General features: G+C 52.0%; 10 protein-coding genes. All 10 read right to left on the reverse strand.

Annotated features, from left to right (window positions below):
• Positions 1-429: a hypothetical protein gene (locus CRO57_RS14015; protein WP_097154116.1), complete on the reverse strand. Its 429-nt coding sequence runs from the start codon at positions 427-429 to the stop codon at positions 1-3.
• Between the two features lie 100 nt (positions 430-529).
• The gene (gene odhB / locus CRO57_RS14020) at positions 530-1,741 is read right to left on the reverse strand and encodes a 2-oxoglutarate dehydrogenase complex dihydrolipoyllysine-residue succinyltransferase (protein ID WP_097154117.1); all 1,212 of its coding nucleotides are present in this window, start codon (positions 1,739-1,741) and stop codon (positions 530-532) included.
• 39 nt (positions 1,742-1,780) lie between these two features.
• Positions 1,781-4,765 carry a 2-oxoglutarate dehydrogenase E1 component gene (locus CRO57_RS14025; RefSeq protein ID WP_097154118.1) on the reverse strand — a complete coding sequence of 995 codons (2,985 nt, stop codon included), beginning with the start codon at positions 4,763-4,765 and terminating at the stop codon, positions 1,781-1,783.
• A 119-nt stretch (positions 4,766-4,884) separates the two neighbouring features.
• Complete coding sequence (sucD, locus tag CRO57_RS14030; RefSeq protein ID WP_097154119.1) at positions 4,885-5,799, reverse strand: succinate--CoA ligase subunit alpha; 915 nt, start codon at positions 5,797-5,799, stop codon at positions 4,885-4,887.
• A 5-nt stretch (positions 5,800-5,804) separates the two neighbouring features.
• A complete protein-coding gene (sucC, locus tag CRO57_RS14035) occupies positions 5,805-7,001 on the reverse strand; it encodes an ADP-forming succinate--CoA ligase subunit beta (RefSeq protein WP_097154120.1) in 1,197 nt (398 codons plus the stop codon).
• A 123-nt stretch (positions 7,002-7,124) separates the two neighbouring features.
• Positions 7,125-8,090, reverse strand: coding sequence for a malate dehydrogenase (mdh, locus tag CRO57_RS14040; protein ID WP_097154121.1), 966 nt, complete (start codon positions 8,088-8,090; stop codon positions 7,125-7,127).
• A gap of 149 nt (positions 8,091-8,239) precedes the next feature.
• Positions 8,240-9,373, reverse strand: a complete 1,134-nt coding sequence (gene zapE, locus CRO57_RS14045; RefSeq protein ID WP_097154122.1) for a cell division protein ZapE — start codon at positions 9,371-9,373, stop codon at positions 8,240-8,242.
• 93 nt (positions 9,374-9,466) lie between these two features.
• Entirely contained in the window at positions 9,467-10,039 is a 573-nt protein-coding gene (locus CRO57_RS14050) for an AprI/Inh family metalloprotease inhibitor (protein ID WP_097154123.1), read from the reverse strand.
• A gap of 174 nt (positions 10,040-10,213) precedes the next feature.
• Positions 10,214-10,852, reverse strand: coding sequence for an AprI/Inh family metalloprotease inhibitor (locus CRO57_RS14055; protein WP_097154124.1), 639 nt, complete (start codon positions 10,850-10,852; stop codon positions 10,214-10,216).
• 142 nt (positions 10,853-10,994) lie between these two features.
• The gene (locus CRO57_RS14060) at positions 10,995-11,447 is read right to left on the reverse strand and encodes an arsenate-mycothiol transferase ArsC (RefSeq protein ID WP_097154125.1); all 453 of its coding nucleotides are present in this window, start codon (positions 11,445-11,447) and stop codon (positions 10,995-10,997) included.
• Positions 11,448-11,608 lie beyond the last annotated feature (161 nt).

Consider the following 11,608-nt stretch of genomic DNA (forward strand, 5'->3'; position numbering starts at 1 on the left):
TCACTCCGATATGGAAGCAGATTGAAACTGTACACGATGTTTCACCCAGGCGAACATCACCACGCCCAGATTGCAGACCTGCCAGATGGCAAGATTGCGCACATCGCTCATTGTTTCAAACTGAGAAGAGAGAAAACCAGTTGCAAAGAGCCAGACCAGCAAAGCAAGCTCGGATGCAAACCAGACAGCGAGAACCCGCAAGAATGCGGGCCGGGATAGGACCAAAATAATGGCGCCAACCACGCCAAGCGCGGCAACGATGGCACGAACAGGCCAGAAAAGCTGCGGAACAAGTTCAAGACCTGAAACAGATTCGGCACCATTGCTGATTGCATTGGTCACAAGAAAGCCACCCACCAGCCAAACCAGAGCGATGAAAATCACATAAATGGCGCAAATCCAGCTGCCAAATTTCAAAGCTCCTGCCAAAGCAATCGCCTTTCACATCCCATTGGCCTCAATCATGGAGACCATCTTGAATACGACAAACGGGGCGCAGACGCCCCGTTTGGAAAACTGTAGATCCGGCTTAGAGATCCAGCACCAGACGCTGCGGATCTTCCAGAGCTTCCTTGATGCGAACCAGGAAGGTCACAGCCTCTTTGCCGTCAACGATACGATGATCATAGGACAAAGCCAGATACATCATCGGACGGATCACGATCTCACCATTGCGGACAACCGGACGGTCTTCAATGCGGTGCATACCCAGAATTCCGGACTGAGGCGCATTGAGGATCGGGGTAGACATCATGGAACCGTAAACACCACCATTGGAAATGGTGAATGTACCGCCCTGCATGTCTTCCATGGTCAGTTGGCCATCACGAGCACGGCGACCCAGATTGGCAATGGATCCTTCGATCTCTGCAATGGACATCTGATCAGCATCACGCACAACTGGAACAACCAGACCACGTGGGGAGCCAACGGCAACAGCCAGGTTCACAAAATGCTTGTAGATGATGTCGGTACCATCAATCTCGGCATTCACAGCAGGGATTTCCTGCAGAGCCTGGGTCACAGCCTTGGCAAAGAAGCCCATGAAGCCAAGTCGCACACCATGCTTCTTCTCGAACAGATCCTTATACTGCTTGCGAAGACCCATGACCGCAGACATGTCCACATCATTGAAGGTGGTCAACATGGCTGCGGTGTTCTGCGCGTCTTTCAGACGACGTGCAATGGTCTGACGCAGCTTGGTCATGCGAACACGCTCTTCACGCGCGGCATCTTCCGGAGCAGACGGTGCACGCGCTGCAGGAGCAGCAGAAGCCGCCGGAGCCGTGGTGCCGGAAGCAACCGCATTCAGCACATCGCCTTTGAGCACCTGACCACGAACACCCGAGCCAGCAACGGCAGCCGGATCAATCTTGTTCTCGGTCATCATTTTGGCAGCAGATGGAGCAGGCTGCATGGAAGTTGCAGCAGGAGCTGCGGGCGCAGGCGCAGCAGATGGCGCTGGTGCAGCAGCAGATGCAGCCGGAGCAGCAACACCACCCTCACCTTCATTCAGCATGGCAAGCAAAGCGCCAACTTCAACAGTATCACCTTCAGCGACAAGCTGCTCACCCATGGTGCCAGCAGATGGTGCTGGCACTTCGATGGTAACTTTATCAGTTTCCAGTTCTACCAACGGCTCGTCGGCAGAAACCGCATCACCTGGTTGCTTGAACCACTGACCGATGGTCGCTTCGGTCACAGATTCCCCAAGAGTTGGGACCTTGATTTCTGTAGCCATTCGTCTCTCTCACATTTCAAATTCGCATTGGTCAGCCGGTTATTCGGCAAACGCATCATCAAGGAAGGCCTGCAGCTGAGCCAGATGGCGGCTCATCAAGCCGGTCGCAGTCGCAGCAGATGCTGCACGACCCACATAGGCTGCACGCTTGGTTTTCGCGTCAATCTGGTTGAGCACCCATTCCAGATAAGGCTCGACGAAGAACCAGGCACCCTGGTTTTTCGGCTCTTCCTGACACCAGACCATATCCGCCTGCTTGAAGCGGCTCAGTTCTTTGATCAGGGCCTTGGCCGGGAACGGATAAAGCTGCTCGACACGCAGAAGATAAACATCATCAATGCCACGCTTCTCACGCTCTTCCAACAGATCGTAATAGACCTTACCGGAACACATGATGACACGACGGATCTTGTCATCGGAAACCAGTTTGGTCTCGGAGTTCGGATTGCTCTGTGCATCATCCCACAAGACACGATGGAAGGTGCTATCAGCGCCCATTTCCTCAATCCGAGAGACACAGCGCTTGTTACGCAACAGGCTCTTTGGCGTCATCAGAATAAGCGGCTTACGGAAAGAACGTTTCACCTGACGGCGCAGGATATGGAAATAGTTGGCAGGCGTGGAACAGTTTGCCACCTGAATGTTATCTTCGGCACAAGCCTGCAGATAACGCTCAAGACGGGCCGAGCTATGTTCTGGCCCCTGACCTTCATAGCCATGCGGCAGAAGCATCACGAGACCGGACATCCGCAACCATTTGCGCTCACCCGAAGACAGGAACTGATCAAACACAACCTGTGCGCCATTGGCAAAGTCACCAAACTGACCTTCCCACATGGTCAAACCACGTGGCTCGGACAGGGTATAACCATACTCAAAGCCAAGAACCGCTTCTTCGGACAGCATGGAGTTGATCACTTCATAACGCTCTTGTCCTTCAGAGACATGGTTGAGCGGAATGAAACGGCCCTCATCCTGTTGATCATAGAGAACGGAATGACGCTGGGAGAAAGTACCACGTTCACAATCCTGACCGGACAGGCGAACAGGATGACCATCCCTCAGCAAGGAGCCAAAGGCCAGAGCCTCTGCTGTCGCCCAGTCAAAGCCTTCGCCGGTTTCGAACATCTTCGCGCGGTTGGTCTGGAAGCGTTTGATGGTCCGGTGAACATTGAAGTCTTCCGGCACATGGGTGAGTTTCGCACCGATTGCTCGAATATCATCAATCGCAACACCTGTTTCGCCAGACCGGCGATCATCTTCAGCGCTGGCGGTAGAAAGACCTGCCCACTTGCCATCGAACCAGTCAGCCTTGTTCGGTGAGAAGGATTGACCAGCCTCGAATTCTTCATCCAGAGCCTTGCGAACATCTGCCCGCATGCTTTCCAGATCTTCAGCTGTAATCGTACCTTCAGCAATCAGCTTGTCTGCATAAATCTGCAGGCTGGTTGGATGCTGACGGATCTTCTTGTACATGATCGGCTGGGTAAAGGCCGGCTCATCACCTTCGTTGTGACCGAAGCGACGATAGCAGAACATGTCGATCACGACCGGCTTGCCAAAGGTTTGGCGGAATTCGGTAGCAATCTTTGCTGCAAAGACAACAGATTCCGGATCATCACCATTACAGTGCAGCACCGGCGCTTCGATCATCTTGGCCATATCGGAAGGATATGGAGAAGAACGAGAGAAGCGCGGGTTGGTGGTGAAACCGATCTGGTTGTTGATGATCACATGGATCGAACCACCGGTACGATGGCCACGAAGACCTGACAAACCCAGACATTCAGCCACAACACCCTGACCGGCAAAAGCCGCATCACCATGCAGCAAAAGCGGCAGAACCGTCGTACGGTCTACCTCGGTCGTCTCGATGAACGGGCCATCACCTGCGGAAATCTGATCCTGCTTGGCACGCGCCTTACCCAGAACAACCGGATTCACGATCTCAAGGTGAGACGGATTGGCGGTCAAGGACAGATGAACATTGTTGCCGTCAAATTCGCGGTCAGACGATGCACCCAGATGGTATTTCACATCACCAGACCCTTCCACATCATCAGGAGCGTAGGAACCGCCCTTGAATTCATGGAAAATCGCACGATGTGGCTTGGCCATAACCTGGGAGAGGACGTTCAGGCGGCCACGGTGTGCCATGCCCAGAACAATTTCCTTCACACCCATGGCGCCGCCACGCTTGATGATCTGTTCCAGAGCCGGGATCAAAGCTTCCCCGCCGTCCAGACCAAAACGCTTGGTGCCTGTATATTTGATATCGAGGAATTTCTCGAAGCCTTCCGCCTCTACCAGCTTGTAAAGGATCGCCTTCTTGCCTTCCGCAGTGAATGCGATCTGCTTGTCCGGTCCTTCGATGCGCTCCTGGATCCAGCGTTTTTCCGCCGGAGCGGAAATATGCATGAATTCGACACCAAGGGTAGAGCAATAAGTCCGACGCAGAATTTCCAGCATTTCAGGAATGGTGGCAAATTCCAGGCCCAGCACGTGGTCGATGAAGATCTTGCGATCATAATCGGCCTCGGTGAAACCATAAGAGGTCGGATGCAGCTCTTCGTGATCCTTGGCTTCCGCCAGTTTCAACGGATCGAGATCTGCATGAAGATGGCCACGCATGCGATAAGCACGGATCATCATCAGGGCACGAACGGAATCGCGTGTCGCCTGCTGAACTGCCTCATCGCTCAGCTCAATACCCTGGCTCGCAGCCTTGGTCTTGAGCTTGTCGCCCAGTTTCTTCTCGTCGGGACCCCAATCACCGTCCAGAGCAGAAACCAGTTCGCCAGATTGCGGAATCGGCCAATCAGGTCGTTTCCAGGATGCACCACGTGCCCCCGCAATCACATCTTCTTTTTTGTCTTGGAGATCTTGAAAGAATCCCTGCCACTCAGGAGCAACTGCTGCCGGATTTTCCTGATAACGGGCGTAGAGATCTTCGATATAGGACGCGTTACCACCATAAAGAAAGGAGGTTAACGCGAACGCTTCATTTGCGTCCTGACGTGCCATCGCCACCAACCGGAATTTCTCCCGGCGCTCTTTCGTTTCGTCGGCACCATTGCCGAACGATTTGCCGGATTATGAGGGGAAAATGGTTAATGCTTCCCCCTCATACTGTCATAGTACTGTTACTTACCGTTTAGCAAGTCGACGAGAGTCTTACCCAGGCTCGCTGGAGATGGAGAAACACGGATACCCGCATCTTCCATTGCAGCAATCTTGTCTTCTGCGCCGCCCTTGCCACCGGAGATAACAGCACCAGCATGACCCATTGTACGGCCTGGAGGTGCAGTACGACCGGCAATGAAGCCAACCATTGGCTTCTTACGACCTTTGGCAGCCTGTTCTTTCAGCCACTCGGATGCTTCCTCTTCTGCAGAACCACCGATTTCACCAATCATGATGATGGATTCGGTTGCATCATCGTCCAGGAACAGGTCCAGCACGTCAATGAACTCGGTGCCTTTGACCGGATCACCACCGATACCAACGGCAGTGGTCTGACCAAGGCCTTCCTGAGTGGTCTGGAAAACAGCTTCATAAGTCAGAGTACCAGAGCGGGATACGATGCCGACAGAACCCTTTTTGAAGATGGAGCCCGGCATGATGCCGATCTTGCACTCTTCAGGGGTCATGACGCCTGGGCAGTTTGGACCCAGCAGACGGGAATCGGACTTGTCGAGGCGCGCTTTCACTTTCACCATGTCTGCAACCGGAATACCTTCGGTGATGCAGGAGATGAAAGGAACGCCAGCGTCAATCGCTTCAATAATCGCAGCACCGGCGCCTGCAGGTGGAACATAAACCACGGAGGCATTCGCACCGGTTGCTTCCATTGCTTCCTTAACGGTCGCAAAGATAGGAACCTGAACTTCCTTGCCGTCTACGTTACCGGTCCAGTTGGTGCCACCTTTTTTAGGGTGAACACCGGCAACCATCTGGGTGCCGTAGTAAGCCAGAGCCTGCTCGGTGTGGAAGGTACCGGTTTTACCGGTCAGACCTTGCACGATGACTTTGGTGTCTTTGTTGACAATAATGGACATCGTACTTACGCCCCCTTCACAGCAGCAACAATTTTCTGAGCTGCATCGTTGAGATCATCAGCAGGGATCACGTTCAGATCACTGTCATTGATGATTTTCTTGCCTTCTTCAACCTTGGTGCCTTCAAGACGAACAACCAGTGGCACCTGCAAACCAACTTCGTTCACAGCTTCCAGAACACCTTGTGCAATCACGTCACAACGCATGATGCCGCCGAAAATGTTAACCAGAATGCCTTCAACGTTAGGATCGGACGTGATGATCTTGAACGCAGCGGTTACTTTCTCGGTGGTAGCGCCGCCACCAACGTCGAGGAAGTTTGCAGGCTCAGCACCATAGAGCTTGATGATATCCATGGTCGCCATGGCAAGACCAGCGCCGTTCACCATGCAGCCGATGTTGCCGTCAAGAGCAACATAAGCCAGATCATGCTTGGAGGCTTCGATCTCTTTTTCGTCTTCTTCGGTCTTGTCGCGCAACGCCATCACGTCATCATGACGGAACAGAGCATTGCCATCGAAGGAGCATTTGGCGTCAAGCACACGCAGACGGCCGTCTTTCATGACGATCAGCGGGTTGATCTCCAGCAGGGACATGTCTTTTTCGACAAATGCCTTGTAGAGGATCGGGAACAGCTTCAGGCCATCTTCACGAGCCACACCATCCAGCTTCAGCGCATCGCAAAGCTCGCCAGCAGCGGCAGCGGTAACACCAGCATCTGGATCGATTGGCAGGGTAAGGATTTTCTCAGGCGTCTCTTCAGCAACCTGCTCGATGTCCATGCCGCCTTCGGTAGAAGCAACAAAGGCAACCTGACCACAGGTGCGGTCAACCAGAAGGGACAGATACAGCTCACGCTCGATGTCCGCACCATCTTCAATGTAAAGACGGTTAACCTGCTTGCCAGCTTCGCCGGTCTGAGCGGTTACAAGGGTAGAACCAAGCATCTGAGTAGCAAACTCGGTTACTTCCTCTTTGGAAAAAGCAAGACGAACGCCGCCTTTTTCGCCAGCGGATTCTTCCTTGAATTTACCCTTACCACGGCCACCGGCATGGATCTGGGATTTCACAACCCAAAGCGGACCGCCCAGCTTGTCTGCAGCAGCGGCAGCTTCGTCTGCAGAGAAAATGGCCACGCCCTCAGCAACAGGGGCACCAAATTCTTTCAGAAGCGCTTTTGCCTGATATTCATGAATGTTCATGGGAGCTTCACTCCTTCACTCCGAAATGACATGCCCCATTGGTTTCCCGACATATCATTCTTCCTCATTTTGATCAAAGGATCCTGCCCGAAACAGTGACGGGCAGGACAGATCTTATCGAACTTAGTCAGCCAGATCAGGAGAGATGCGCTGACAAGCTTCAACCAGGCCTTTCACGGCATCAATGGAGTGATCCAGCATGGCTTTCTCGTCGCCATTCAGATCAATCTCGACAACACGCTCGATGCCACCAGCACCGATAACGGTTGGAACACCGCAATACAGACCATCAACACCATATTCACCAGACAGATGCGCTGCACATGGCAGAACACGCTTCTGATCTTTCAGATAAGATTCGGCCATCTGAATAGCGGAAGCGGCAGGTGCGTAGAAAGCAGAGCCGGTTTTCAGAAGAGATACGATCTCGGCACCGCCATCACGAGTACGCTGTACAATCTGATCCAGTTCTTCCTGGGTCAGCCAGCCCATCTTAACCAGATCGGTCAGAGGAATACCAGCAACAGTGGAATAACGGGTCAGAGGAACCATTGTGTCGCCATGGCCACCCAGAACAAACGCGGTCACATCCTTGACGGATACGTCGAATTTGTCAGCCAGGAAGTGACGGAAACGAGCTGAGTCGAGAACGCCCGCCATGCCAACAACCTTGTTCTTTGGCAGATTCGAGAATTTCTGCAAGGCCCAAACCATGGCATCCAGTGGGTTGGTGATGCAAATCACGAAAGCATCCGGAGCATATTTGGCAATGCCCGCACCAACCTGTTGCATGACTTTCAGGTTGATTTCAACCAGATCATCACGGCTCATGCCCGGCTTGCGCGGAACACCTGCAGTTACAATCACCACATCAGCACCAGCAATCGCTTCATAAGACTGGGTACCGGAAAGTTTCGCATCAAAGCCATCAACAGGAGCTGATTCAGCAATATCGAGAGCCTTGCCCTCTGGAGTGCCTTCAGCGATATCGAAAAGAACGACATCACCCAGTTCTTTCAGACCAGCGAGATGAGCTAGCGTGCCACCGATTTGGCCCGCACCGATCAAAGCAATTTTGTTCCGCGCCATTTTAGGTAGTTTCCCCAAACGTAAGGTTGTCCCATAAGAGGGAATGGATGGCTGTAACTACCGCTTTTGAGGTGCGCTTTCAAGTCGCAGATAGTTGAATTTCTGCAAAAAAAATAAGATTTTAGGAGGACATAACCTTAACGTCAGCGTCAGGAAAAATGACCACCTGTAGACAGATATTCGTCTGACTGCATCTCAATTAAACGCGAGGTGGTGCGTGCAAATTCAAAGGCTTCCGTGCCCTTTTCCGCTACGTAAAGCTCAAAGGCGGAAGCCTGTGCAGAAGCAATAAGGCGCACATGATTGTCATAAAGGGTATCAATAAACGTGATAAAACGTTTCGCTTCGTTACGATTCGTGAAGCCAAGTTGTGGAATGCCCTCCATAACAATCGTGTGATAGAGATCACATAATTTCAGGTAATCCGACGCACCAAGGGGGGTTGCGCATAGATCATTGAAGTGAAAACGGGCATGCCCATGATAGGCTTGCGGCACATGAATGGTGCGTCCTTGGTTGGAAACCGCATCACTTGGCGCACGCGGCCCTTCGATCAACGCCTCCCACATGGATTGAATGCGTTCATCCGTCTCCTCATTCAGTGGATGCAGATAAATGGGCTGACCACCCAGTTTCTCCATGCGAAAATCGGTTCGTGACTCCAGCTGCAGAATTTCACATTGCTCTGAAAGCAATTCGATGAAAGGAAGAAAGAGCTGGCGGTTCAAACCATCCATATAGAGATTGCGCGGCTGCACATTGGATGTCGCGACCACTACCACACCCTTGGCAAACAATCGTGTGAAAAGCCGCCCAAGCAACATGGCGTCAGCAATATCGGTAACAGAGAATTCATCGAAACACAGAAGACGCACTTCATCCGCCAAGGCTTCGGCCACCGGCTTGATCGGATCATCACCCTTGATCTTGCCAGCAGCAATATCCGCCCTTGCCTGCTTGATGCGCGCATGCATATCACGCATGAATTCATGAAAATGAAAACGGCCTTTGCGCCTGACCGGAGCAACCTCGAAAAACAGATCCATGACCATGGTCTTGCCACGACCTACATCACCCCAGACGTAAAGTCCTTTGACAGTCTCAGGCGATTGCCTTTTGGCAAACAGCCAGCCAAGCGTGGAATGCTTGTTGGCAAGACGACTGGTGGTAATGCGTTCTAGCAGATCATCGAAATGTACAGCCAGCGACCGCTGAGCTTCATCCAAATCAATTTCACCATGCTCGACCTTGAGATCATAAAGGCCCGATACGGTTCTGGACATACCAACTCCGGGATCGGTAAAAACCGACAATCAAGTCGACTTGCACCGTCTTATTCATTCTTCCAGTCAAACAATTGCCCAGCGAATCCCTTCCTATCGGAAGAAGGAAACCGCACGACCATCTGTTTGAATCTGCCCGTCAAATCTCCCCGCACTGGAGGAGTAAAGTTGCGCCATCGTGCTACCATCCTCGGCCAGCAAAAGAACCTGATTGCCATTCAGGTTCCAGGCATTCACACGCTGCAGTTCGGACGACTGACAACCACGGGTCGAGGCACGATACCCACCCGACCAACTGGTCAGATTGACATTCAACTTGCACTGTTCGGCACCAGAAGCCAAAGTCCACGCTCCGAGCAGATCTGTACGAGACAGGGATCTGGCATTTGATGGAGCATTCAGGGTGGCAACTTGCTGATTGGGCGTGAATTGATCTTGCAGGCCAGCCTCGGCTCCAAGAGCGTTGTTGATCGGTTGACCGCCATTCTGCTGCACATTGCCGGCAACATTACTGGCTGGATTAAGAGGAGTTAGGCTCTGGCTTTGCACTGGAGCAGTCGGCGCAGGCGTCAAAGAGCCTGCTCGCCCACCAAATCGATCCAATCCGGCGGAAGAGCATCCTGCAAGCGCCAAACCAGCACCAGCAATGATGAAAAAGCGAATCATAAAGCTCTCCTTGTCGCACGTTTCAAGACTTGACCTATAGTCATCAAAGATCAAGACCACAATAAGCCTAGCTTGATTTACTTAACCAAAATGCCACGAAACGGGAAGAAAACACAATTCGTCTTTATAAGGCTATAACAAGCTATATGCCTCAATGAAATCAGATCAAAAGGATCAGCTCCCAGCAGGGCGTTTCAGAGTGAAAGTTTGGCCCTTCTCATCAACCCCGACCCAGAGGTCGCCTGAACGAGAAGTAAGGCGCATGATTTCATCACCCATGTGATTTTTCAAAATCACCTTGTCACCATAAGGACGCCAGCTTTCCAACATGAACAACATGGTCGGACAGGACGCAGCCCCATCAGCCTTATATCCACCTTCGACCGGATCAGAACCAAATTGCACCTGACAAATCTGGCTTCGTGCGCTCTCGGAATGATCAAACAAACGATTGGCCATTGCAGTCAACTTGCTGAGACGATCTGATGTTTTGGCACTTCGAGATTGCACAACCCAGCTTCCAAGCATTTTGGAATTCGCGGACACAACTCGATTGGAAATCTGATTGGCCTGCTCTGATGATTGATAGGCTGCCGCCTCTTCTTCAACCAACTCACTTGCTGCCTGCGCCACAACAAGGGACCCATCATCGGACTGAGAGAATTTGCCAGCTTCGCTGTTATCGAGAGGCGGCAAGCTGGACTGATCAACCGATGAAACAGGAACAGCTATACTGCGATTGGCATCCGATGTCCCCAGAGAACCACTTGATGCACAGCCTGCCAACAACAAGCTGGTCAACACACCCGTCATGCACCAAGAAGGACTTTGATTCACAGTTACGCACCCATACTGCTCAGATTGACAAGACCTTAGGACCTTGATGCATCAAGGTCCAGCCCTAAAGCACTATAGAAGCCACTCAAACATACATCGTGGATAATAAGATAGGAATTCAGGCAGCCTCGTTGCGAGGCAACTGACCAGAAGCCAGGGCACGATCAACCACCAGACGCATGTCTGCAAAGCACTCGCGCACGGCTTGCTTGCGGCTGACGGTTTCCATACGCTCCACAACAGGCTTGATCTGCAAATGTGTCATCTCAGGCTGATGTGGAAAGATTGGCAAAACAAACTGATCAATGGTTGGTGTAAAACCGACGATCATATCGATCCGCGGAGAATAGGGCTGCAAGAAGATATCGATCGGTTTGGGACAATAATCATCAGGAGTGATGTCATTTTCCTTCAGGATCTCGAGAATATGGCGATCCAGTTCAGCATCCGGATTTGCTCCGGCACTAAAGGCGCGCAAATGCCCACGGCAATGCTGATTGAAATAAGCCTCCGCCATGATAGAACGGCCATTATTGGTCGCATCAACAAACAGAATATTCGTTTGTAGCATCACAGTCTCCTTGGGACTACATCGCTAAAAGCTGATCCGGATATTGAACCTGACCCACACCAAACTCATACACTTGCCTTTGAACAAGACAATCTTGCGGTATGAAAATCAGCATGAGAACAGCCCCTATCTTCAAATGTCACGGGCGATGTATCCCATCT

Origin of the sequence: Cohaesibacter gelatinilyticus (assembly GCF_900215605.1) — a bacterium.
GTDB lineage: Bacteria > Pseudomonadota > Alphaproteobacteria > Rhizobiales > Cohaesibacteraceae > Cohaesibacter > Cohaesibacter gelatinilyticus.

What these genes read in the sequence shown, in the direction of transcription:
- odhB (WP_097154117.1), bottom strand. Translation starts at nt 1,741, where the DNA reads ATGGCTACAGAAATCAAGGTCCCAACTCTTGGGGAATCTGTGACCGAA.
- CRO57_RS14025 (WP_097154118.1), bottom strand. Translation starts at nt 4,765, where the DNA reads ATGGCACGTCAGGACGCAAATGAAGCGTTCGCGTTAACCTCCTTTCTT.
- sucD (WP_097154119.1), bottom strand. Translation starts at nt 5,799, where the DNA reads ATGTCCATTATTGTCAACAAAGACACCAAAGTCATCGTGCAAGGTCTG.
- sucC (WP_097154120.1), bottom strand. Translation starts at nt 7,001, where the DNA reads ATGAACATTCATGAATATCAGGCAAAAGCGCTTCTGAAAGAATTTGGT.
- mdh (WP_097154121.1), bottom strand. Translation starts at nt 8,090, where the DNA reads ATGGCGCGGAACAAAATTGCTTTGATCGGTGCGGGCCAAATCGGTGGC.
- zapE (WP_097154122.1), bottom strand. Translation starts at nt 9,373, where the DNA reads ATGTCCAGAACCGTATCGGGCCTTTATGATCTCAAGGTCGAGCATGGT.
- CRO57_RS14050 (WP_097154123.1), bottom strand. Translation starts at nt 10,039, where the DNA reads ATGATTCGCTTTTTCATCATTGCTGGTGCTGGTTTGGCGCTTGCAGGA.
- CRO57_RS14055 (WP_097154124.1), bottom strand. Translation starts at nt 10,852, where the DNA reads ATGACGGGTGTGTTGACCAGCTTGTTGTTGGCAGGCTGTGCATCAAGT.
- CRO57_RS14060 (WP_097154125.1), bottom strand. Translation starts at nt 11,447, where the DNA reads ATGCTACAAACGAATATTCTGTTTGTTGATGCGACCAATAATGGCCGT.